Source organism: Rhizobium sp. NXC24 (assembly GCF_002944315.1).
Classification (GTDB): domain Bacteria; phylum Pseudomonadota; class Alphaproteobacteria; order Rhizobiales; family Rhizobiaceae; genus Rhizobium.
The window spans coordinates 1,650,682-1,674,022 of record NZ_CP024311.1 but is presented as its reverse complement, the minus strand read 5'-3'; the positions used below and the strand labels follow the sequence as shown (position 1 = coordinate 1,674,022).

The window sequence follows — 23,341 nt, the reverse complement described above, 5'->3', positions numbered from 1 at the left end:
AGAGATGACGGGTCGTCTTAATGGAAAGTCGATACTGGTAACCGGCGCTGGCTCGATGGGGCCGGGTTGGGGCAACGGCAAGGCAGCGGCAGTGCTGTTTGCACGCGAAGGTGCGAAGGTTCTCGCAGTTGACCTCAATGAGGCTGCAGCCGCCGAGACCGTAAAGATCATTCGCGAAGATGGCGGCCAGGCAGAAGTTTTCGCGGGTAACGTTACCGACGAAGCTTCGGTCAAGCAGATGGTGGCCGCGTGCGTTGATGCTTTTGGAAGCATTGACGTTTTGCACAATAACGTTGGCATTCTGAAGGCGGGCAGTCCAGTCGACACTACAGTCGAGGATTGGGATCTCGTGATGAACGTCAACACGAAGGCGTTCTTCCTACCTTGCAAGCACGCCCTGCCCCACATGATCAAGCAGGGTAAGGGCTCGATCATCAATATTTCTTCAATCTCGGGCTTTAGAAATCTTGGTGCTCCTTACATCGCGTACAACGTCTCGAAGGGCTCTGCGGTATCCTTTACTCGCAACCTCGCGGCCACGTACGCTGCGAACGGCATCCGAGCGAACTCTATCCTGCCTGGCATCATCGATACCCCGATGGCTCGGGACGCCACCATCCAGAATAGTGGCAAACCGGAATCCGAGATCAACTTTGAGGAACTGGCGAAGACTCGCGCCGCCCGCGTCCCGCTAAGGCGGACTGGCACGGCTTGGGATATTGCAAACGCAGCGCTGTTTCTCGCCAGTGACGAGTCCTCGTACATCACCGGATCCGAAATCTACGTGGATGGCGGCCTCAACTGCGTGGCGTAAATCACGCCCTAGCCTCTCCCCGTCGCGGTTCCACGCGACGGGGCTACAATGAACGAAGGCTCCTTGCCGGTGTGATCCTCCCAAGCCACCGGCCGGGACATTGATTAGGTTGATGTGACACCCTGTCACCAGTCACCCATCAATTTGCGTAAGGCCCCTCACAAAGCCGCGACCCCGCTAGCGGAACGACAAAGTCGTTTGCGCCAACGATAAATCAGGCTTATGTTTAAGGTTGCTGCCATGGCTAATCTCTCAAGGGTCCGTATGTCGGATAGTTTGCGTAGACAGATCTCATCTCCTGTGGCCCTCTTCGTATTCGAGGCAACGGCACGGCTCGGAAGCTTCCATGCCGCAGCTCTCGAAATGAACGTTACTCAGCCTTCGGTCTCCTATCAGATAAAAAATCTTGAAAAGCATCTCGGCACCCGTCTGTTTGATCGCAAAGGACGCAATATCGAGCTGACTGACGATGGTGAAATCCTGTTTAAGTCGGTGGAGCGAGGTTTCGGGAATATCCAGACTGGCCTTGCGGAGATCGCGCACAAGGCAAACGGCAATCTGGTGACATTTTGCGCGTCATCCTCTGCTGCAGCGCACTTCTTGCTCCCGCGCTACCTGGAACTTCGTGCCTCGGCACCCGATATTGATTTGAGCTTGAAAATAATGAGCCGGGACATCAATCCCGCTGCCGAGAATGGTGATTTTTCAATCCGGCTCGGCCATGGGCATTGGGAGGACCTCGATGCATGGCGGCTTTTTGATGAAGTTTATTTCCCACTTTGCGCCCCTCGCTACTTTGAATCAGTCGAAGGCCCTGTGACGTTAACCCAACTTAAATCCAGCAATCTTCTTTACCTAAAGGAACGCTTCCGTCCTCGTGAAGATTGGCGTGACTATTTCGAAAAGGCTGGATCGCCCATCGGTAGTACGCATGAGCGTATTACGTTTTCTGACCAGCAAGCCTTGCTGGCTGCTGCAATCGAGGGTCAGGGGATTGGCCTTGGTTGGCTAGGTATGACCGACCATCTTCTTGATACTGGGGCGTTGATTAAGCCAGCTACCTATGAAGTCCACACTGATCGCTCGTTTTACCTTGTGGCCCCAGCGGGAATGCGCCTCACCGGAATGGCGAAGCGCTTCCGAGATTGGATGATCGAAGAAGGTCGCAAGATCCAAGAACGCTGGGAAGCGCAGAATGCAACCAACGGGATTTTCTCAGCCAAAGCTTCCTGACAATCAAGACGAATTGCAAGGCGGCGAATTACGCTGCTTTTGCAAAGCGATGAGATCTTGCATCCGTCGACGCCACGCCCGGTCGCATGCCAGTTTCGCCGATCCTCCACGCCGCTTTTCTTTCGCCTCTAGCATCACGCGGCGCCATTCCAAAGGCATCACGAAATACCTTCGAGAAATGTGATGTCGAGACAAAACCGCAGGCAATAGCGACGTCGATGACCTGCATTTCGGATTGCATGAGTAGTAAACGTGCTCGGTCCAGCCTGAGTTCTCTGTAGTAATTGACCGGCGACCGATTAAGCTCTTGTCTGAATAGCCTCTCGATCTGACGCCTGGAGAGAGAGATACGCGAAGCAACTGTAGAAATCGAGATTGGCTCAGCAATGTTCTGTTCCATTTGCTCGATCGCTCTTATTATCGATTGGTTTTGCAACCCTAACCGTCGCGAAATTGGTATGCGTTGGCGCGATTCTGCCGCACGCGCGTGCTCGACAACTGCATATTCACAAATGCTGGCAGCTGCGGCTACACCAAAGTCCCGCTCCACGATACTTAACATCATATCGTAGGACGCGGCGCCACCTGCGCACGTCCAGATGTCGCCATCCGAGGTGTAAATGGAGGCGTCGAGGTCGACCGTCTTGAATCTTTCAGCGAAACTGGGTTGCATCTCCCAATGGATGGTGCATCGCTTATTCGCCAACAGCCCTGCATTTGCCAGCACATAGGTTCCCGTTCCGAGCGCACCCAAGACAATCCCGCGCTTCTTACAATCTCGCAGCCAGGCTTCCAAAGCCTTGTTCGTGTGTGTCTCAATGCGATCTTCTGCGCAGACTATCGTCATATACTGCCTGCGTGCTTCGAGAAGCCTGCGTTCGTTGGCTAGACTACTTGTGACCCTGAAAAGCAGACCGCAGTTTGCTAGCACGGGCTCACCGTCTTCCGATACCATGCGCCAGCTATAAGCTTCATACCCCAACAGCCGATTGGCCAAGCGAAGCGCTTCCAACGCAGAGGAGAGCGTGTACATCGAAAATTCGGGCACGAGGTAGAAGACGAAAGCTATCGCTCCACGGGGCGAAGATTTCGAAAGATCACTGGTCATTCGTTTTACTCCCACGCGGCCGATTAAGGCCTGCACACGATTTCTCGCTGTAGTCTTTGGATGCTGCCATCAGGGCTACTAGTCTTTGAAGCTTGGGTCGTCCTCGTCGAGCATGTCCTTCAATTGCTCAAAGTGGGCATAGGCTTGATTCGTGTAGGCGAGCCATTCCGCAGCAGTCTTGAGGGCGAGGTCGTGAGACATGATCGATAGAGGCTGTCCTGACGAGTATGCCAAGATCATATTTTTGGCCGCTCGTTCAAATAGGTAAAGGTGCTCAAAGGCCTCGGGAATTGTTTTCGCGGAGACGGTCACGCCATGGTTACCCATCATGAGGATGGGTGCCTCTCCCAGGGCGGCAGCCAACCTTTCCGCCTCTCCGTCACCATCAGCAAGTCCGCCGAAACCCAAATCGACATTCACTAGCCCATAAAATCGCGCGGTCGTTTGATCGATCGGCTTCAGACCAGGGTCACGCAAACTGGATAAAGCAGTCGAGTAAGGGGGGTGCGCGTGCAGGACAACCCGGGCATCAACGTTTTTGCGATGCACCGCGCCGTGAATTGACCAGGCTGTAGCATCCGGCGCGTTCGCTCGACGCATAGTCTCCGGATCACTGACATCCAGCAACAGAAGGTCGCTTGCCCTAATACGGGCGAAGTGCTTCCACTTGGGGTTCAATAGGAATTTGCCGCCGTCCGCGCCTACTGCGCAGCTGAAGTGATTGCTCACTGACTCGTTCCAACCAAAGCTGGCAGCGAGCCTGAACGCGGCGGCTAAGTCGATGCGAAGCTCAGTCTCATTCTGGAGCTGACTTTGTGAACCCATATTGGCTTGATCCATGTTCGCTTTTCTTCGATCGCCAAAGCCTCCAGATTGCAGCGCGCCCAACAGTCGACGCTATGAAACCTGAGAGTTTGCGACGCTCTCTTCCGACAAATCTCGCGGAGAATAATACAGGGAAACTGCCAGAATGGAAGACGAAAATTGTCGATGGTCGACCATTTTTAGATAGAAACATGCTGCTACAAAACGTCTGTCGACAATTTTTCTGCTATCCATTAACGTATGCACATGAAAATGGTCGACCACATGAGGGCGCGTTCTTGCAAAATTTCGGCGTGGAGAAAATTGTCAAAGTTCCTGCGGAGATTAAAGCTGCAGACGTTATCCGAAACGCGATCATCGACGGGACGATCGCGCCGGGGAGCCGCATCACAGAGGGTCAGCTCTCCGAAGAACTGGAACTGTCGCGGGCAACAATCCGAAGTGCTCTCCAGCAGCTCGCAACTGAAGGGCTAATGAGCCTTAAGCGATACGCTGGATGGTCTGTTGCCTCCCTGTCGTCTACTGATGTGTGGGAGCTTTACACGGTACGATCATCGATGGAGCGCTTGAGCGCACTGTTGGTGGCCAAGTCAATTGATCCACGATCGACCTCGGTTCTAAAAAAGGCGCTTGGCCACCTTGAGAAGCAATGTGATGGAGGGTCGTGGAGCAAGATCGCCGAGGCAGATTTTAAGTTTCACAAAACCATCGTCGAGCTGGCTGGGAACCAACGCCTGATAGCCCAATACGCTTCGATAGAGTCTCAGATACGAATGTACATTCGTTCAGTCGACTCATTGCTGTTCGAGCCAGCAACTATCGTGTCACAGCACGAGGCGATTGCAGGAGCAATCATGTCGGGCGACGCCATTAAAGCGAGCGAATTGGCAGAGGCACATAACCTCGTGGATGGAGAGCGATTGGCCAAGCATCTCGCAGCACAAGAGTTTGAGGCCACCCTCCGATCCGCCACCGGCAAGGCCACATCATCTAAGCAGTCCACATCTCTCTAGCGGAAGCGTCTGAGCGGAGGCCTATGAGCCATCTAGTTTTTCCAAACTTCTCTATAGCAAAATCCAGGCAACGTCGGAGTTTAAGCGTCATCTGACGGCGGGGGCATAGAGCATTGGCAATTGGCGATTGGGCAGGCGATAATCGCAAAGAATCGGCTCCAAACGACCGGCCTTGATGTCAAGGCCCTAACGAGTTCTTCCGGCTGGAGCACAATTCCCAGCCGGAAAGCCGATCTTACATCGAGAGCGAGCGTAAGCGGTTACCCGGACGTGTGAGGCCGTTTCCAGCGGATCGCTGATTTTTGTCTCACTCCGCAGGACGAAAAGCCTCCCATCCTAGTTCAAAGAGTGGGTCCCCTCGTTCGTGACCAATGAACCACCGCTTCCACCTCTGAGGTCCTGTCGATGATAGCTTTGTTAATTGTGCACAGCACGGGCTTTCGGTCCATTCGGGCCTTCCCAACGCGGTCCCTAATCACCAACCGCTAGCCTTGAGATTGATTTTGATGTTCCCGCAGGTCAGCTTACCAATCACGTCGTTGGCTGTGCCGTCGGATTCAGGTGCTGCTCTCAAATCACTGATATGATAGGAGCCAAAAAACGCCAACACATTGCTTTCACTGACGTTTTTCACGGGGTCGCAGCTTCCGGGCAACCACAGCCTGTCGAATGGGTCGATGTAAACTCCGTAAACGCTGCGGTCCGCACCGTCAGGTGTCTCGTCATTGCCGTCGACAGTGAGCTTACCGTCGTCCGCTATCCCAAAGAATCTGTCAAAGGAAAGGTCATTCGTCTCACTAGACCCCGAGTTGGGACAGATATGTCTTTGGTTCTCAGCAGCTGCAATGACGACGAGGCATCCATCGACCATTTTGTGATCAAACTTGACCTCGCTTTCGCCGTCCCCGTCGTCGATCGAAGCGTCGACCCGCGCGACCTTTCGGAGTTTTTTTCCTTCAAGTGCAAAGATTTCGATTATGGGAACGGAGCTTTGGGAGGGTGTCGCGATGAGGAACGGCCCATCGTTTTCCACGTCCAGTCCAATAAAACCATATCCGGAAAAATCTCCGGCAAACTCGTAGTGATTTTTACGAAACGCGAATACGGCTGCAGACACGGGTGGAGGATATTCTCCGGTTTGACATGTGCCGTCAGGGCTGAAAAAGAACCAGGCTATCAAGTCGTTTTGGCGACCATCCTCATCCAGCGCAACGGGCTGAGCACTTTGAAAGCAAGCCCGTCCCTCATAAATCTCGGCAATCTTCCTGCGGGCGATAAAATTGCTTCCAATATTGGTGAGCAGAATTGCGGTAGCAGATTGTTCGGCTGCATAGGCGAGTCCACCGACCGTCCAATCATACAGCTTCCAACCATTTGTCAGAAGGGCGACGACAATACCTGTACCCGCCGCGTATGCTGCGAAAGTCATCCACGCCTGTTGAATTCTGCCTTTTCTAGGCCTGCGTGCTTTCCCTCCAAGTCGATGGGTCACCCCGCATCCCCTTAGCCGCCAATCCCGCTCCAGCCGACTGCAATCCGCCGCCGTACCATTGACATGCAAGCTATCACACCACCCCCCGGAATGCATCGGGTGCGCGCGTTCTCGGCCCGCGATGCTGTGTCGAATCTGCATGAAGAACCGCCCACAACTTCAGGCGGGACCGCCGCCCGATGCCCAAACAGTTATTTGCTCTGGTTTTTAACCGCTGCACGAATAAAGGAGAAAATTTCGCGATCAATCGATCGCACCTCTTTTCGCTTTTCGTCAAATAGCTTGCCAATGGGCTTGTCGGCCGCTCGCGGGCTCTCTTCACTTTGAGAGAGGATGAGATGACATGCAATGACGGCGATATACAGTATCGTCAGACCGTTGATGACATGCTTTTCGTCATATTCTTCGGGGACCCCGTGGCAAACGCGGTGGCGATTCGGAATTTTCGCAAAAGCACGACGATATCTTTGCCTGATGTCTTCATTTGATCGGGCATATGCGAAGTCGATCGCGCCGAGGTTTGTGAAAATGAACCTCTCAGCGGCCATAGCAGTTCCAGCTGTCCCGAGCGGGGCATCTATATAGAGGTTGACCATACCCAAGCGCATGTCGAAGACGCTTGCGAGGCTGCCTTCTTCGCCCGGCTCGTAAAAGTGTCGCCGAACAACCGCCTCCACTTCTGGGAAAATGGCCCGCAGGGAATATACAGGCGGCACGATCTGCACGAATTTGCCGATCGCCTCCATGATCCGCGCGTCTTCCAAGAGTCCCATCGCTTCTAGCGAGGCAGCATATCTCTGCGAGACGGATCCCGCTTCTACTGGCTGCGATTCCGCGACGTGTTCGCACAAAGGCAGCGATGGCAGAAGACCCTGTCGAAGAAATCGAAAACGATTTTTGGCCCTTTGATCTATCTGGTAGGGAAATTTGAGTAACATCTCGAACGCTTGCTGCACTTCTGGGCGCTTAAGCCATCCATCCAACTTTTGCAGTGCGTCCGAGATGAATGCTGCCAGGCCTCCGATACCTTTGAAGTCGAGCGTCTGTGGTTCTGCCAAAGCCTTCCTGCCTTCGATATGCGAGATCACTCTTCGACTCGCGTTGTTTCGACTTGTACCTGCTTCGAACCACCTATCGCGAGCATCAGTTCTTCCGCGATGTCGTTCAGGTGGAGAGCGAGAAGGTCGTGAGAACAGCGGTTGCGAATCTCGCAACTTCTCACTACCCTTTATAATGTCGGTGTGGACGAAGCCCTGGGTTTCAAACCAGATCGCCTCTAACCGAGGCTAGTCCCTCCGGCCGCGCTCTCCTTCTTGAGCTTTGGGACAGCATTCCATCTGTTCAACTTCTTCTTCTGCCAGCAATTCCCATGGATATCTGGCCATTCGGTCAGTTCGAACGCCAAGGTTGCTAACCGCTTCTTGGTGTCGCTGATCCCTTCTTTCTCGTGTCGCCCGTTCCTGTAAGCCGCCAGTGCACCTAACGTGCAATCGAGAAGCTGCAGCATCGGCTCACGTTCCGAGCTGCGTGGCTGCACCAGCTTGACGATATTCTGAGCACCGCACATTCGGCGGCCGACGAAGTTCAGGGCGTTGATCTGATCGGGCAGCTGCTTCGTGCAGTCGCCATCGTCCGGATGAACATAGAGGTCAGCTTCAGCACCGTAAAACGCGACCGGGCGATGCAAGAGCAGCTGGAAAAACGCCTTGCTGACGGTGTCAATCTTCCGTCGAGGGCCCGACCTCCTATGGTCGTATTCGTCCATTCGGGAAAAGCGGATGTGAAAGTGAAGCCTACCCTCTGCCACAAGCTTGAACAGAAGCTTGATGTAGGCCTCATGGACCAAGCCATTACGGCTCTTCGCGTTCTTCCACTTGACTTCACCCTGCTTGCCGTAGGTCGTCCTAATATCCGTTATTTTCCCGAGGATATACGGAATGGCATCACGCGCCACCGCGATACCCGCGACGGCCATGTAGGTGTCGTCGGATTGAGAGCTTTCATCGCAAAAATAGAGGATTTGCTTGCGAGGCTTTTCTTCAGCAGTCGGCTCTGCAGGCTCAGGCATCGGCAGGAAAATCGGCGTAGTCTCCAGCGATTCAAATCATCTGCGGATTATATACCGAAAAAATCTTCGCCAATCCAAACGACAGCGCTGCGCCCAAGGAACTTTGTTCTTTCTATTGTTCTGATTTATTCCTTGAATTCGGTCAGCACGCGGCCAGTAGCCCCTAATCCTCCAGAGGCCGCTCATCTTCTTCCCACAGTCCCTCATCAGCCAGGAACTGCTTCCACTGGTCAGCCATGTCTTGGAACAACTCGATCACGAAGAAGCGCTCTTCGTTGACGATGATATACGCGTACGCGAAGACGGTCTGACCCTTCGTAGGACCCTTTACAGCGTTATAGCTCGGGTTGAACCGTATGGATCGTCCTGTTTCGATGCCATCTATTGGCTTGCGGCGCGTCAAAACGACGTGCTTGCTGTGGTTGGCAATATCGCGACAGAATGCGAGCGCTCGCAACCTGTCGCCGCAGACGTGATCGAACCCCTTTAACGAAATATCGTTGTCTTTAGAAATGGGTTTGCCCGTTAGACGGATGTGATGGTCGTTGTCGACAGCACGTAGAACCCAGTCTGCCAGATGCGTGGCATCGATGGCACAGTCCATTGCAGCATAGGCAACGGACGCAGACGATCCACCAGACCGCAGCCGCTCGATGTCAAAGAGGAGCTTCTTGTGAAGGTCCATCGGCGTCTGTAAGCCAAATGTCCTGGTCGGCGGCGTCACGAGAAGCTGGCTGCCAAATTGACGGCGTGCGCATCCGATATTGTGCACGTAATCCGCTTTTTTACCGGTGCGGAGATCTGTGGTGCTTTGCCAATGACCAGCTTATCCACACCGCCCGTCAGCCGTAAGACTTCGTAGTCTCCAGACTGGCTCAGGTGATGGATGTCCACTCCAGGCCCACCGCCTATTGCATCGATCATCTCCCGATCACTTGGATCATCTGGCAGGGTGACGGTCTTCACGTTCTTGGCGCCGTCAACGATCTTGGCTTCAATAGGCATGCGACCTCCTGGTTGCATCCTTCTTACTGCAGGAAACATTGTTTCTCCAGATGAGGAACTAAGAACGGTTGTTTCGACGCCCAAGGCCATCGGCACTGCAATAACGGCCTTCCTGCTATTCCAATAGTCGGAGCCGCGATAGTGAGCTTGTGGAGCCTCGTTTCCGAATAGCCGGGCACAAGCTCGCGTCGTCTCCATTGGCTCTAGCGCATGCTCTCCCGACGCTACTTCACGCCTAGCTCAACCCCCTTCGTGGCGCGTGGGTGACCCAGCGAATCCTTGAGCCAGCACTCTGACTTCTTGGGGATATAGGAGAACGCTTTGCACGCATTGTCACCGATACAGGCCGTAAAACACTCTAGGTAGTTGGTGTTCCGCAACCGCTTATAATCGCCGCCAGGAGTGTCCATTCCTGAATAGCTGGTGAAATCGGACACTATGACGCTGGCTGCCTTCGTTGAAGAGTATGCCGCCAGCGCATCGCCATTCCTGATCAATGCAACAACGTTATCTTTCAGAAAGCAGACGCCGTATTTTGTGTTGTAGGTTATCGCCTTGCAACGGTCGTCGCCTTCGCAAATCTGGTGGCAATCGGCGTAGGTGACGTCTTTCAATGTCCGATAGTCGAAGCCAATCGCGTCATAACCACGGGCGTCTATCAGAGATGGAGTGACGGGCTGAGCCGGAAGGCTTGTCGAGGCTTCCGGCGGTTTAGTCGATGCCTGCATGTCCGGCTTGCCGTAGCAGAGTATCTGAAACACTGACGGCGTTAGTTTTTCGGCGAGATCGGCCGTCGAGATCGCCTGCTGATCTGGGGCTCTATCGCCTGACTGACTGTCGATACTCTGCGATTGCATGAATAGGTCCGCGACCGAAGCCCGTATCGCGAAGTGCACATTCTGCGCCGTTATGCCAATTTGATCGGCGGTCTCCTTTGAAAGCGTTGCGCTGGTGATGCCCATCAGGAAACCATCGCGATCAACCACCGGGCCGCCGGAATTGCCCGGTTGGATCGGCGTGGATATTTGGATGTACCGCGTATCGTTTCGCAATCCGGCAAGCGCGTTGACGTTCCCGGTTGTTACCTTCACGGAGTCCGCTAACAGGGTAGCAAGAGGATAGCCGATGGCGATGAGGTCCTCACCAAGCCTTGTCGGTGCGCGTCGAAAAACGAGGGGCTTCAGCGGCTCCGGAGCAGCAATCTTAATAAGGGCGAGGTCGTTGTTCGCGTCGACACGCGGGTCACTGGCATCGCCCTTTCCCCTCACCTCAACCCGCACACATCCTTCAACGACGTGGGCATTCGTGAGCAACCATCCGTCGCTGGTGACCGCAAAGCCAGTGCCATAAGAGGTTGGGCTGTCAGCCAGGCAATTTGACGCGATGCTGGCACACGAAACTAAAACGAAAAGAACGCGAAACAGAACCGACATGCGAAGCTCCCCAAAGTATTGGGACACTAGAACTCAGCGGCACGGTTACGCAACCGGATCTTGTGTGCAAGGTTTGCTGTTCTTGAACGAGTGCTCTATTTGTGCTGAGCGAATGGCCCAGAGCATACCCCTCATAGCCGCTAAATTTCCGCGCTGAATAATTTGACGTTCAGAACAGCTCGCCTACTGCCTGATCCAGGAGTCTGCACGCTTCTCGCAACGGATCATCCTTGTCATCATCGCTGAGAAGAGGCTCCAACTGTGTGTAAGCCAACGCCATACTCTGAATCGCATCGTCGACCGACCCGTTGCGAAGATCGGCCACGTTCAGTTGAATTCCTTTCAGAACGTCTGCGGTTGAGTTGTTCTTGACGTCGCCTTCTCTCAGATATTGCTCGCGTTGGCGAATGATTGCTTCCGCCGCCGCTGCTGCCTCCCAAACACTCTCCAGATCGGTATCAGCGCGTTCTTTGATAGGCTCGCCCCATATGAACGTTGATATTTGACGTAACCAGTGAGGCATTGCACGTTATCTCACAACTGTCGCTAGATAGTACCCGATGCCAATATCGGGGACCACAACCATAAATACAAGGAGATTTACCCAATAGCCATGAGGACAGTGTGATATCAACCGGCGTTGAGATCGGGATTCTTCACCATGAAATTGACACGTCTTCAGCTTTACGAGCGGGTCTGTGGCTTACCGCTTAGTAAGCTCGCGCCGGAATTTGGCATTTCCGGCACGGCACTGGCAGCGGTCTGCAGACAGCATCAGATTCCGTACCCCGGATCTGGCTATTGGACACGTAAATCACTCGGGCTAGCGGCAGAGCTGCCAGTGCTGCCAGAAGCATCCAACGAAACCATTGAAATAATACCTTCGAGCCCGAAGCCACGGCAAAAGAGGTTGCTCGACGATAGCCCTGCCCGTAAGACCAAGGCCGTCAAAAAGGCCCGTCGCATGGAACATCATCCATTGCTCTCTGGTGTCGAAGAGCAATTGCGGAAGACCCGGGATATAAAAGAAGGGGAGTTTCTGCGGCCATATAAGAGAATCCTGCCCGACCTGATATCATCGGAAGCTGGCCTACCTCGTGCGCTCTCGATCGCCAACGATCTTTACCTAGCACTGGACCAAGGGGGATATCGAGTGCACATCGCCCCACCCAGCGATGAACTACATCGCACTCCCGTCAAGGAGCAGGAGGTCGAGCACAAAGATAGAAAATACGGGCGCTATCATACAGGTAGAATCTGGGGACCGGACCGGCCGACGATATTCTACATCGACACCGTGCCGATAGGACTGGCTCTCACCGAAATGACAGAGAGGGTTACGATGCGATACCTTAACGGCGATTACCACCGTGAGGACAGCAGGCTTGTCCAATCAGCCAAGCCCTGGCAGCTGACGCATTCCTGGACAACCGAGCAGGATATACCCTCCGGCCGCTTTCGGGTCATTGCCTACTCTCCAAAGAAGGGCGTCGACTGGACCCTTAGCTGGCAGGAGACGCAGCTGGAGTCGCTTAACAAGATGATCCCAAAAATCATCGAGACTTTGCAATCGTCAAAAAACAATCTGCAACGCCTTATGACAGCCGAAGATCAGGCGGCAGCCAAGCGAAAGAGAGAAAGGGAGGACGAGTGGGAACGTTACGAACGACGCGAGGATGCCCGCAAGGTCGCTCAAGCTCAAACAGACAGTCGACAGCAGCTTGCCGAGGTCATCGAGAAATGGGGCAAGGCAATGACAATCGAGCGCTTTTTCGCCGATGCCGAGGAGCGACTGAGAGGCGTTGATGAAGAGCGCCGCCAGCGCGTGGTAGAACGGCTGACGCTTGCACGGGCAATGATGGAAAGCGTGGATCCTCTGGATTTCATCGAAAATTGGCTGGCCCCCGACGAAAGATATCGTTCCAAATTCAGCTAGCCCGCTGTGCGACTAGGAGACCCACCATCCCGGCCTGCGGCGCCAATCAACCTAAATGGGGATTTCTAAGTCTCTTCAAAACGTATCGGTTGCATGATAGCCACCTGCCGATATTCTCCCTCCTATTGTTGAGGGACTGTCATGGATACTTTGGCGACTGGAAACACGCTTCGCGATCAGCTTTTGGCAGATCGGAAGAACCTTCTCGATCTCGGCACGCGAAACCGACTGATCCATTTACCGCTCCGCTCCAAAAACAACAGGATCGTGGAGATCGTCGACGAAAAATCGGTCGAGGTTTGCAGGATGTTGTCCGAAGGGCGCGGCATGACGTTCTTGCCTGGCGTCAAGCTTACAGAAGAAGAAAAGAAAGAACTTGGCCTCGATGGCGACGACATGGTTGGAGGTATCCCGCAGCCGGATGACCAAGACCTCGACGAAAAGGGCATCGCGCGCCGACACACGGATAGCCGCCTCCAAACTAGACTGACATCAGAGGGGCTGCAGAAGCGGCTCTTCGACATTTGGTACGATAGCCGCACGCTGGAAGAGGAACAGGGTGTCAACATTCTCTATTTGGCTATCGGGCTTTTGCGTTGGTTCGAAGATGACAAGTCGGATGTCGAGCGAAACGCTCCGCTAATTCTGCTGCCAGTCAAGCTCGAACGAACATCCGCGTCTGAGCGCTTTACGCTCAAGGGGCGTGGCGAAGCGCCGTCAACCAACCTTTCTTTGCAAGAGAAACTCAACGGGGAATTTGGCATCAAGCTTCCTGACCTTCCCGACGATGATGATCTGAATGTCGAGAAGTATCTGCAGGTTGTCTCCGAGGCCGTCTCAGCAAAATCACGTTGGAACGTGATGGCCGACGCGATAGTGCTAGGTTTCTTTTCCTTCTCGAAGTTCCTGATGTATCGAGACCTTGATCCTGAGAATTGGCCGAGTGGCGACAAGCTCGATGAGCATCCGGTTGTTGCCGGTCTGTTGCGCGACGGCTTTCCTTACCGCGATTCTATTGTTCCGGAAACTGGTCGTATTGATGAGGAGATTACACCCGAGCGCATATCGCATGTCGTCGACGCAGATTCTTCCCAATCCATCGTCATCGAGGAAGCCACACGTGGCCATCATCTGGTCGTTAAAGGACCTCCAGGTACAGGCAAAAGCCAGACAATTACCAATATCATCGCTTCAGCTGCCGCAGAAGGAAAGCGCGTACTGTTTGTGGCGGAGAAAATGGCCGCTCTTGAGGTCGTGCACCGGCGTCTTCGCGACTCCGGTCTCGGCGCTCTCACTTTTGAACTGCATTCGAACAAAGCGAACAAAAAAGGCGTACTGGAAGAGCTGAGAAAAACTAAGGAACTAGTTACTCGGCAGCCGAAGTCCGACGTCACCGTGATTGAGCGGCTGAAGGACATCCAGGCGACTTTGAACGGCCACGCCGACCTGATGCATATTCGGCAGGATCCGAGCGGCCTGACTCCGTTTGCCCTCATCGGCCACCTTATGCGAACGCGAGATCATGGGATCGAAGGCTTCAATCTCAAGGACCCGCATACCTGGACGCCCGCTGATTTTCTGAAGCGAGTAGATTGTTGTGACGAGCTTGCCGATCGTCTCAGAACGACCGGAGCACCGCCTGATCACCCCTGGTACGGCGTGCAGCGCGACGCGCTAATGCCTGAGGACATCGACCGACTGTCGAAGGATGTTGGGGCTTTGCACGATGAACTCGGGGCTCTAATGGAAGCCTGCGAAACCACCCGTGCAATTCTCGAACTCAGATCCCCCAGCACCTTGGATGATATCGGTTTGCTGATGAAGATCAGCGAGGCGGCTGTCACCTTCCCTGGCGATAGATCGAAAATGATTGATGCCAACTGGGATGATCCCGCAGCGGTTGCGGAACTCGTCAACGAGGGGCAAAAACTGCGTGAGATAGTTGGCAAGATCGATGCCACTTTCTCGGAAGCCGCATGGGACGCGAACCCCGCGGAGACGCGATCTGCAATTGCTGCACACGGAGCCTCCCTATTCCGCTTCCTGAACGGAGGCTATCGGAGCCAGCTTTCCGTTCTTCGATCGTATATGAAGGCCGATCTACCCAAAGGGCAGAAAGCCCGGTTGGACGCCATTGATCTCCTCATGGCTGGACAGAAGCGGCGGAAGGCCATCGTTGCGCATAGCGAGCTTGGAAAATCAGTCTTTGGAAACGACTGGAAAGGCGAAGCGTCAGATTGGTCCAAGCTTTCACGGATCGTTTCGTGGGACATGCAATACCGCCCGGTGCTGGACGCCGAAGCCAGAACCAGGATTGCCAAGGTTTCCGATATTGCTGCTCTCAAAAACAGCCTGCTTGCTCTCGACGTTCACTATCGTGAAGTGGTTCGGCAGTGGGGAGAATTGGTCCAATTTATCGATCTCAACGAGCTTCATGCGATTGGGAGCAATGAGCTGGCGAAAGCGCCACTCGAAACAATCCGTGCAAAGGTCGACGCCTGGCACGCGAACGTCGAAAGCATTACGAAGTGGATTTCCTTCGTCGATAGATGCCACCACGCCTCGTCCCTGGGTCTGCAGGAAATAGTCGTTGCAACGACGGCGGGCCGCCTTGATGCTGCGTCGCTTAGGCCATCCATGGAACGTGCCTACTACCAGGCAATTCGCAACGCCTTTTTCGAAAAGATGCCCGAACTCAAGCGGTTCGACGGCGATCTGCACAGTCGTACGGTCGGAAAGTTTCGAGAGCTGGAGGCCGCACGAGTTAGCCTGACACGCGAAAAGATCGTGACCAGACATGCTGAAGAATTGCCACGTGGGAACGCCGGAATCGGGCCATTGGGAGTGCTGAACGCGGAACTGGCGAAGAAGAAAAATCATCTGCCCATCCGTATGCTTTTGGAACGCGCAGGACCGGCGATCCAGCAGATCAAACCGATTTTCATGATGAGCCCACTTTCGGTGGCTCAGTTCCTGAAGCCAGGCGCGGTGGCTTTCGATCTTCTGGTGATCGACGAGGCTTCACAGGTTGAGCCCGTCGACGCACTGGGCGCCATCGCACGTGCCAAGCAGGTCGTGATCGTTGGCGACGAGCGTCAGCTTCCCCCTACCCGCTTCTTCGCCAAACTGACCACCGACATTAATGAGGCTGATGAGGACGCGGAGGATGTCACGCTACGAGCTCGCGACGCGGAATCCATTCTCGATCTCTGCCTCGCCAAGGGCATGCCCGACCGAATGTTGCGGTGGCACTATCGAAGCAAGCACCAATCCCTCATCGCGGTTTCCAACCGAGAATTCTACGACAACCGCCTGTTTATTGTCCCTAGCCCCTACGATGCGATCGCAGGCATGGGCCTGCGGTTCAACTATCTGCCGAATGCCCATTACGACCGGGGTAACACTCGGACGAACCCGATCGAGGCACGGACGGTTGCCGAAGCAGTCATTGCCCACGCTAGATCGAATCCGGGCCAATCGCTTGGCGTTGCAACGTTCAGCGTTGCTCAGCGGCAAGCCGTTTTGAAAGAGCTTGAACTCTTGCGACGACAGAATCCTGACGTCGAAGATTTCTTCAACAAAGTCTCGACTGAACCGTTCTTTGTGAAGAACCTGGAGAACATTCAGGGGGACGAGCGCGACGTGATTTTCATCTCGGTTGGCTATGGCCGGACCCAGCAAGGCTACATCTCCATGAGCTTTGGTCCGCTGAATAGCGACGGTGGTGAGCGACGTCTTAACGTTTTGATCTCTCGTGCCAAGCTGCGCTGTGAGGTATTCTCTTCTATTACCGGCGATGACATCGACCTTGAGCGCGTAAGGAGCCGGGGCGTCGTAGCGTTCAAACTCTTCCTGACCTTCGCTCAAACCGGAAAGTTTGGGATCGCCGAAGCGACGGGCAATGACGCGGACTCTATATTCGAAGAGCAGGTTGGCGATCGGCTCCGGAGTCTGGGCTACGATGTCAAAAACCAGATCGGATCAGCGGGCTTTTTTGTGGACCTCGCGATTTCCGACCCTGAAAAGCCAGGCCGGTTCGTGCTCGGCATAGAGTGCGATGGCTATCAATACCATTCGTCGCGATCCGCAAGAGATCGCGATCGGTTGAGGCAGAATGTTCTCGAAAGCCATGGATGGATCATTCATAGGATCTGGTCGACAGATTGGTATCTGCGTCCGCAAGACGAGCTCAACAAAGTCGTCGCCGCGATCGAGGCGGCGAAGGGCGAATGGCGTGCCCGCGATGAAGATCTTGCCCGACCGAAGCAAGCAGTTCCCCTCCACTTCACCGTCGAAGAGCGGGAAGAGGTCGACGTGGTAACGGCACATGCCGCGCCCGAACGGAAACAAATCTCTATACCTTACGAAGAAGCCAAGATCGGCGTTCGAAGGGACTGCGAGCCTCACGAGGTAAGTGTCGGTGAAATGGCCCGCTATGTTACCTCCGTGGTCGCGGCGGAATGTCCAATCCATAACAGCGAAGTCGTCGTCCGGATCCGTTCTGCATGGGGCCTGGCACGAGCCGGAAATCGTATCCGAGACGCAGTTGAAGCCGGTCTGTCCGCAGCAGTGCGATCCGGCTCAATCGTTGGGAACGATGGCTTCTACACAGTGGCGAACAAGGAAATCGTGATCCGAGACCGTTCAGATGCTTCCCTAAGCGTGCGTCGACCGGAAGCGCTCCCTCCTTCTGAGATCGCGGCGGCAGCCGTTGCCGTTCTGAAGGAAAATTTCGGGGCATCCAAGGATCAACTAGTCCTTGCGGTCGCTAGAGTGTTCGGCTTCCTATCGACCAGCTCTCAACTGAGGTCGGTTTTAGTATTAGCTATCGATGGCGCTGTTGCTGCAGGCCAGATCGTTGAGAAGGACGGAATGTTCGTCGCACATTGAGGCGCCCGATCGGCCGAAGGTTGCCGGGAGCGGTGAATGATGTTGAAAATTGCGGGCTCCGTGTTCCTGGGTATCATTTTTTGGCGGCCCGAAGCGAACTGACAATTCATTGTGTGGGACTGCTGCTTTGTGACATCGTGAAACATGCACTCCAGAAGACCGTCTATATCGGACAGCCGACCTTTTCATTCTGACCGTAGTTGATGGCCTTCGTCAGTGCGTCCGTCTGGCCGCACTGGGGGACGAGCATGACGCAGTGGTCGGAGGATTGCTTCTTGCCGTCCGCACTAGGACACGGCGAAACGAGCGTCTTTACGAAGCAATAAACCTGAGGTAGTCGAACATTTAAACGCAGTTGAGAGATGGATTCGAGCTCGATGATCAGGATTGATCGAGATAGTGTATCGGCGCCTGACATTCTCCACCGATCTCCGGGGTCGAAAGCAGATAGGGAATTTCAAGCGGCAAGTAGATTTTACGAGAACTTTGCAGGAAATCGTCAGCGCGGCGCTTTCGAGTTTAGGATTTTTCGGGACCCTTCGGTCAAAGAGGCGCTTCAAAGGTTATTCCATAACAAGTGCGCCTATTGTGAATCGGTGATTGCAGCGACCGGTCCCGGCGATATCGATCAGTTCCGGCCCAAATCGGGCTTGATTTCAGACGATGGGCAGCATTTTCCGCTACATTATTGGTGGCTCACCAACGAATGGTCAAATCTCTACTTGAGCTGCATGGAGTGCAACCGCATCTCCTATCGTTCATCGTCGGGATCGGGATCGCGATCGCGCTCAGGAAAGGGTTCGCAGTTTCCATTGGAAGACGAAAGCCTGCGCGGAGAAGTGCTTTCGAGCGTCGAGCAACTGGCGGCGGAGCGCCCTCTCCTTCTCGATCCGTGCAGTGACGACGTAGAATCGATTCTGGTCTTTTCTTTCGATGGCACGGTCTCAAGCGCCGATCGAAGGGGCCTTACCACGATCACTCTACTGGGCCTGAATCGAACAGGTCTCGTTGAAGAAAGGCGGAGAACAGCGGTTAAGGCTTCCGATCTGATGAACAACATGGTTCGCGCAGTCGAATTTAACAACTACGATCTAGTCGGGAGTATGATCGAACAGTTAAAAAGTATGATGAGGCCGTCTGCCGCCTATGCCGGAATGTGCAGACAACTCATCGGTCGAGCAATCTCCGAACTGCCAGGAGAAGGGTTTGCAGAATTTCCTGAGATTATGGAATTGGCACGACCGGGTGTTGTTGAGGCAAATCGAAGGCAAGAACGGCTTGCTCAAAGGGCGCTAATTGACTTTGAGGTTCAGCGTGAAAGTTACTCGCTCGAAGAAGACAGCGCAGATTCAACGAACGCCTATCGCCAGATTGGTAGTCGCTTCATCGAGTCTATTTCCATCCAAAATTTCCGAGCTATTTCCCGGCTGGATCTGAAGATTGCTGACGGTTCAGAGCGAGCCCCTTGGCTAATGTTGTTAGGCGAAAACGCCGCCGGAAAGAGCACCATACTACAAGCGATCGCGCTGGCGTTGCTCGGAGAGCAATACCGCAACAGTCTGACCGGTGCGCTGAATCTCGATTTGGGTGGTATGGTCAAGGCTGGAGCAGAATGCGCCGAAATACACCTCAACCTCAGCGGCGCTCGCGATCCTCGAATTTTGAAAATCTATCGCGATGGTAGTGTTTCGACCGGTGGCCGTGCTGCCCAACTAATTCTCGCCGCTTACGGCTCGACAAGGCTTTTGCCGCGACGGCCAGAGCAAATTCCTACCGGTGCGCGCTATGCTCGGATAGAAAATCTTTTCGATCCGTTCGTTCCTTTGATTGACGCAAGAAATTGGCTGCTCGATGCAACTCCCGAGGAATTCGACTATGCCGCGATCGCAATCAAAAATGCTCTCGCCATCGACCTAGACCGCGAACTTGTCCGTCGTGACGGTGACGTGGGACTGTTCGAGTTCGGCAAGTTCATACCGCTAGGTCGGCTGTGTGACGGATATCAAACGGTTATCGCACTTGTCGTCGATATCCTCTCACTCGTTCTGCCGACATGGAAGACACCGGAGCTTGCTCAGGGCCTGGTGCTGATCGACGAGGTAGGAAACCATCTGCACCCCTCGTGGAAGCTGCGGTTCGTCGAGAGCATGCGTTCCGTTTTGCCCGGAATGCAAATTATAGCAACGACGCATGAGCCCCTCTGTCTTCGAGGCCTACGCCACGGAGAAATCGCGGTTCTGCACAAAGGTCCCCGTGGAGGCGTGAAACTCGTCTCGGATTTACCCTCGATTGAAGGCATGCGCGTTGACCAAATCCTCACTTCCGAACACTTCGGTCTTGCTAGCACTCTCGATCCAGCACTGCAGGCTCAGTTCGATCGATACAATTTCTTGCTAAGAAAAACGACGCCAACTGAGCGGGAAAAGGCAGAAATTCTGCGCCTGCGCGATGAAATCAATCGCGTACAACAATTGGGAAACACCGAACGTGAGCGACGGCTTCTGACTGCGATAGATCGCTTTTTGGCGCTACGGTCTGATATCGAAAACGAGACAGAGCAGACGCAGAGCGAGGAAGATCTGAACGCAGAATTGGCGGCCATTTGGCAGGAAGCCGCTCGCCGCAGTGGACCCCAAACATGATCAGAATAGAACGGGGACCGGCGGCGGATGCCGAAGCGGCTCTGCAGAGGCTTGGCCGAAATGGTCTCACGGAAAGCGAACATGCGCTTTGGTTCTTTGGGGGAATCGAGCCGGTGAGACCGGGACTTCCGCCAGCACCAACCAAAGCACCAAAATTCTCCGTCTACAAATCTGAAGCGGTTAAAGAAGCTCTGGAGGCACTTTTCGGAACGAGATGCGCATATTGTGAGAGCCCATACGCGCACACCAACTCGATGGAAGTCGAGCATTTCCGCCCGAAGGGCGGCTACATCGATGACGATGGTCGACGTTGTGCCCCAGGTTACTACTGGTTAGCCGCAACTTACGATAACCTTTTGCCATCATGTGTAGATTGCAATCGTGAGCGGAAGCAGTTTCATCGACTGAAGAATGGCGAGCGCGTTTTGCGCAAATCTGGCAAGGCGAACCGCTTTCCGATTAGTCCGGGCACGCCCCGAGCAACTTGCCAGGCCGAGCTAGTCAACGAATGCCCGTTGCTCTTAAACCCTTGCACTGATCAGCCTACTGATCACCTTCGCTTTCTATCCAACGGCTTTGTCGAGCCGATCCAAAGCCCGCAGGAAGCGATTGCACCTAAAGGTCAGACGACGATCGACGTCTACGGATTAGTCCGTGAAGCGCTCGTCGGCGAGCGGCATTCCTGGTCCAAGCGAATGCAATCCGAGATGCAAAAAGTATTGTCGGCTGAGCGAAATCGACGCAGACACCCCGACGATGAGGAAATGGAAGCTCAACTCGCGGCAGCACAGGTCGAACTGGACTCTTTTTTGAATTTAGGGTCGAAGTATCTTGCGCTGACGCGTGCGATGGCCTCTACATTCGCCAGACTCAAGCCGGTAGCAATCGATTATCTCTTCGCGCGGTCCGCTTGGATAACATCGAGATCCGCAGAACATCGAGCCGAATTGGTTGCCTGCACCGCAAGGGTTCAGGAGCTGCTGAGCGATCCGAGCCTGGACCACGATCTTATAAATCGACTGATCGAGCCAACTGGCGTCTTAGCATAGCTCTGGCAGTTATTCCGACCGGCCGTGAAAACCGTTAGCGTGTATCTCGGACGCCTGTCGCCTCATCACTTCGAATTACAAGACATTTGGAACCAATGTCAGATATTACTCCAACTCAAGAGCGTCATACAGAATTTACTCTTCCTCTGGCACGCCATCAAAATACAACACCTGCGCGAGCTTCTGCTAAATCATCAACAAGTTTATTTGGCAAACCTCGATCCTGGAGGATCGACTTGATGAAATGTATTCGGGCGCCATGACGACATTTGTCTGTCGGTCCTCGTCATCCATGGTATGCCGGATGTAATTTTGCTCAGAGCCGAACGAGATAATTGGTTTTGAGCGGCCTCGCTGGTCAAGGCCAGCACCGCGTCGCGCAGTTCGGTGAAATAACGCCGCCGAAGACTAGTCGCTGAGCTCGAGTGCCAAAAACTAAGGCGTGCGGACTCGCTTTTGCGTCAATCGGCCAATGTAGCGATCCGGATTATGGTTCAACACCCCCGAATTTGCCTTGATGAGGACATCAATGGTTTTGGGAACTCATGTTGCGGCAAATCCGCGAACTGTCTCGCCCTTAATGCAACAGCAAATGCCGGTACCGCTTTTGTTGGCCCGTGCCACGCGCGAACGCCCGTTACAAAATCAACCTGAGATACAGAATCCGCTTCCTTGATTTGAAAATCATAGTAGGCTCACTCCCAAATAATAGGGGTGAGAAGTCATGCGATATACTAACCTTACTTTACTATCTTTGCTCCTACTCAGTGGATGCGGCGTGACACCATCTTTTGACATGGTAGGAACAGACGAAACAAACGAAGCGGCGACTCGATCTAGACTTGCCTCCATTATAGCGAACTTCAAGTGCGAGCTTTTTCAGGCCACTAACAGTTCGAGATCACTTCCACTGTACTATAATACCCCAAAGTATTCGGGCGAAAGCCAACTTCGGCCACTTCAAACCAAAAACGAGGAGCAGGAATTCACACTTAAGAACATTTTCTCGGCGATCGAATATATCGGCGGTGTCTCAGTGACGATGGATGCTACCAACACAGTCGGAAGCAGTGCCAAGGCCGATTTCTCGAAATGGGGAGCAGCGAAATATCCCCTCAGCCTGAACCTCGACGCTTCAATCAGTGAGGCAAGCCATCTTCAGAACCATTATTATTTTAGCGCGGATTTCTCACGCCTCGTGGGAGATAATCCTTCGAAGGCGCATTTCTATCCTCGCATCGTCGATGATCAAGCGCAAAGGACGAGCGCTGTTCCAGGCTGCGGGGGTGGGAATGAATTGGAAGGAAAGCTACGCCTCTTTGGGACCCTTGCGAACGGGATTATGCTTGGCGATGAAAATGATATTTCGGTTTGGCCCGGAAACGCAGACTACCCAGCCGCGTCCAAGACAGCGCTCGATTCAAAGTATTCCGGCGAGATCGATACAACTGTTGATTTCACGACAACTAGTTCGTTCGCCGGTGGACCGACATGGGAGTTTACCCACGTCTCGCTCCCTAACGGAAACGATGGTCTGCTAAATGCCAGAAGGGTGGCAAGAAACGAGCTGTCCGCCGTATTCTTCCCGATCTGCATCACGGCGAAATATCACGTCCAAAACAAATCCGCGCCCTACGAATACAATCCCCATCTGCCGTTCGGCACGCCCCGATGGGCTAACTATCTCCCACAATGCGGAACTCAGAAGGCAGTCGAGAATAAAATCGACCTTTTCAGGCACGCTATCGACACAATCAAGCAGCGCCAGATTGAGTTCTAGCCCTCGTTCTAACACGCCCGGCGCTCAATTAGCGATATGGCTTATCGCGTCGC

The 23,341-nt window shown here is 54.0% G+C and carries 17 protein-coding genes; 8 read left to right on the top strand and 9 right to left on the bottom strand.

What is annotated here, in order from left to right:
• The first annotated feature begins 4 nt into the window (after positions 1-4).
• Together NXC24_RS08310 and NXC24_RS08305 are read left to right on the top strand one after the other, a co-directional pair.
• Positions 5-814, top strand: coding sequence for an SDR family NAD(P)-dependent oxidoreductase (locus NXC24_RS08310; protein WP_104825071.1), 810 nt, complete (start codon positions 5-7; stop codon positions 812-814).
• 240 nt (positions 815-1,054) lie between these two features.
• Complete coding sequence (locus NXC24_RS08305; protein ID WP_158704442.1) at positions 1,055-2,047, top strand: LysR substrate-binding domain-containing protein; 993 nt, start codon at positions 1,055-1,057, stop codon at positions 2,045-2,047.
• Positions 2,048-2,075: 28 nt separating this feature from the next.
• Here the strand turns inward: NXC24_RS08305 and NXC24_RS08300 are convergent, their stop codons facing one another.
• A complete protein-coding gene (locus NXC24_RS08300) occupies positions 2,076-3,155 on the bottom strand; it encodes a GlxA family transcriptional regulator (RefSeq protein ID WP_104822850.1) in 1,080 nt (359 codons plus the stop codon).
• Positions 3,156-3,233: 78 nt separating this feature from the next.
• On the bottom strand, positions 3,234-3,995 hold the full coding sequence (locus NXC24_RS08295) for a class II aldolase/adducin family protein (RefSeq protein WP_104822849.1): 762 nt from the start codon (positions 3,993-3,995) through the stop codon (positions 3,234-3,236).
• On the opposite strand from NXC24_RS08295, the gene NXC24_RS08290 reads away from it, so the two are divergent.
• Positions 3,971-4,993 carry a GntR family transcriptional regulator gene (locus NXC24_RS08290; protein ID WP_158704441.1) on the top strand — a complete coding sequence of 341 codons (1,023 nt, stop codon included), beginning with the start codon at positions 3,971-3,973 and terminating at the stop codon, positions 4,991-4,993. The two genes, NXC24_RS08295 and NXC24_RS08290, sit on opposite strands and share 25 nt — an antisense overlap.
• Before the next feature lie 475 nt (positions 4,994-5,468).
• Here NXC24_RS08290 and NXC24_RS08285 read toward each other — a convergent pair whose 3' ends face one another.
• From NXC24_RS08285 to NXC24_RS08255, 7 genes are all read right to left on the bottom strand, one after another.
• The gene (locus tag NXC24_RS08285) at positions 5,469-6,422 is read right to left on the bottom strand and encodes a hypothetical protein (protein WP_104822847.1); all 954 of its coding nucleotides are present in this window, start codon (positions 6,420-6,422) and stop codon (positions 5,469-5,471) included.
• A gap of 254 nt (positions 6,423-6,676) precedes the next feature.
• Positions 6,677-7,573 carry a hypothetical protein gene (locus NXC24_RS08280; protein WP_158704440.1) on the bottom strand — a complete coding sequence of 299 codons (897 nt, stop codon included), beginning with the start codon at positions 7,571-7,573 and terminating at the stop codon, positions 6,677-6,679.
• A gap of 188 nt (positions 7,574-7,761) precedes the next feature.
• Positions 7,762-8,553 carry a DUF3800 domain-containing protein gene (locus tag NXC24_RS08275; RefSeq protein ID WP_245463950.1) on the bottom strand — a complete coding sequence of 264 codons (792 nt, stop codon included), beginning with the start codon at positions 8,551-8,553 and terminating at the stop codon, positions 7,762-7,764.
• Between the two features lie 163 nt (positions 8,554-8,716).
• The gene (locus tag NXC24_RS08270) at positions 8,717-9,238 is read right to left on the bottom strand and encodes a hypothetical protein (protein ID WP_104822845.1); all 522 of its coding nucleotides are present in this window, start codon (positions 9,236-9,238) and stop codon (positions 8,717-8,719) included.
• A gap of 35 nt (positions 9,239-9,273) precedes the next feature.
• Positions 9,274-9,558 (bottom strand): hypothetical protein, encoded by a 285-nt coding sequence (locus tag NXC24_RS08265; RefSeq protein WP_104822844.1) that lies wholly within the window; start codon positions 9,556-9,558, stop codon positions 9,274-9,276.
• Positions 9,559-9,782: 224 nt separating this feature from the next.
• Positions 9,783-10,991, bottom strand: coding sequence for a trypsin-like peptidase domain-containing protein (locus NXC24_RS08260; RefSeq protein ID WP_104822843.1), 1,209 nt, complete (start codon positions 10,989-10,991; stop codon positions 9,783-9,785).
• A 169-nt stretch (positions 10,992-11,160) separates the two neighbouring features.
• Positions 11,161-11,514 (bottom strand): hypothetical protein, encoded by a 354-nt coding sequence (locus NXC24_RS08255; protein ID WP_104822842.1) that lies wholly within the window; start codon positions 11,512-11,514, stop codon positions 11,161-11,163.
• 138 nt (positions 11,515-11,652) lie between these two features.
• Between NXC24_RS08255 and NXC24_RS08250 the strand changes: the two genes are divergently transcribed.
• The 5 genes from NXC24_RS08250 to NXC24_RS08230 all read left to right on the top strand — a co-directional run bounded on the left by NXC24_RS08250 (position 11,653) and on the right by NXC24_RS08230 (position 23,288).
• On the top strand, positions 11,653-12,927 hold the full coding sequence (locus tag NXC24_RS08250; RefSeq protein ID WP_104822841.1) for a hypothetical protein: 1,275 nt from the start codon (positions 11,653-11,655) through the stop codon (positions 12,925-12,927).
• 141 nt (positions 12,928-13,068) lie between these two features.
• Positions 13,069-17,817 carry a DUF3320 domain-containing protein gene (locus NXC24_RS08245; RefSeq protein ID WP_104822840.1) on the top strand — a complete coding sequence of 1,583 codons (4,749 nt, stop codon included), beginning with the start codon at positions 13,069-13,071 and terminating at the stop codon, positions 17,815-17,817.
• Positions 17,818-18,194: 377 nt separating this feature from the next.
• Complete coding sequence (locus NXC24_RS08240) at positions 18,195-20,459, top strand: AAA family ATPase (RefSeq protein ID WP_158704439.1); 2,265 nt, start codon at positions 18,195-18,197, stop codon at positions 20,457-20,459.
• Positions 20,456-21,508 carry a hypothetical protein gene (locus NXC24_RS08235; RefSeq protein ID WP_104822838.1) on the top strand — a complete coding sequence of 351 codons (1,053 nt, stop codon included), beginning with the start codon at positions 20,456-20,458 and terminating at the stop codon, positions 21,506-21,508. Before NXC24_RS08240 ends, NXC24_RS08235 begins: the two co-directional genes overlap by 4 nt.
• 778 nt (positions 21,509-22,286) lie before the next feature.
• Positions 22,287-23,288 (top strand): hypothetical protein, encoded by a 1,002-nt coding sequence (locus NXC24_RS08230; protein ID WP_158704438.1) that lies wholly within the window; start codon positions 22,287-22,289, stop codon positions 23,286-23,288.
• The last annotated feature ends 53 nt before the right edge of the window (positions 23,289-23,341 follow it).